At 46.2% G+C, this 751-nt stretch carries 1 protein-coding gene; it reads left to right on the top strand.

Annotated features, from left to right (window positions below; all coding sequences use genetic code 11):
- Window positions 1-751: hypothetical protein (locus QC823_RS16155; protein WP_309657361.1), on the top strand; the 751-nt coding region annotated here is incomplete at both ends.

Below are 751 nucleotides of genomic sequence, written 5' to 3'. Positions count from 1 at the left end.
TTAACGACCTGGACAAGATCGCCGCCGCTCAAGGCCCCGTGCGACCTATGCCCTACTCTACAGTTGATTTTCAATCGCAGAGTACGACGCGCCTAGGTGAAACTAAGATAATTAGTGATGTTTTAAATGAAGGCATTGAGGAAAAAGGAGTGGAATCAGGCCTGCGACCTTTTGCCTTCATTCCAACGGGCGCAAAAAACGTGGAAATCCACCTATACGACAAGGGCGCAGATGATGATATCCAACTTTTCACCCGAGATGGCAAGCATCTAATAGGCACGCCAGTTGAAGGAACGGATGATGATCCCTCGACCTGGGAAGGTACTGAAGCAGACTATACTTGGAAAAATAATGCTGATGGAATCTCCATCAAATCAGCAGAAGATGTAGAAACAAATATATTTACCTTGGCTCATGGTTTTCCTGAAGGGACAACATACAGTAGTGACAAACTCATTAATCCCGATAGCTACTCTCAGGACCTTGCTGCCGGTACAGAGTTGAAGTATGAGGATATGACATTTACCTATACTGGCGACGATGACAGGTTCGGTTCCAACCCTAATGATGGCAGTACCTATCTTAATAACAGCATGATTGAGAAATTAAACATCAATGAAGTAAAAGAACCGCTATTTTTGCTAGTGTCGGGTAACGGTGAATTTGATATCAAGGCCACCTGGGATGATATGCCCGGCGCCTCAAGCACTGGCGGCGTTGATCCTGACAACACCCCCATAGGCCGCGTGCA

Origin of the sequence: Vreelandella vilamensis (assembly GCF_031451755.1) — a bacterium.
In the GTDB taxonomy this organism is placed as follows: domain Bacteria; phylum Pseudomonadota; class Gammaproteobacteria; order Pseudomonadales; family Halomonadaceae; genus Vreelandella; species Vreelandella vilamensis.
This window is presented reverse-complemented; position numbering and strand designations above follow the sequence as displayed.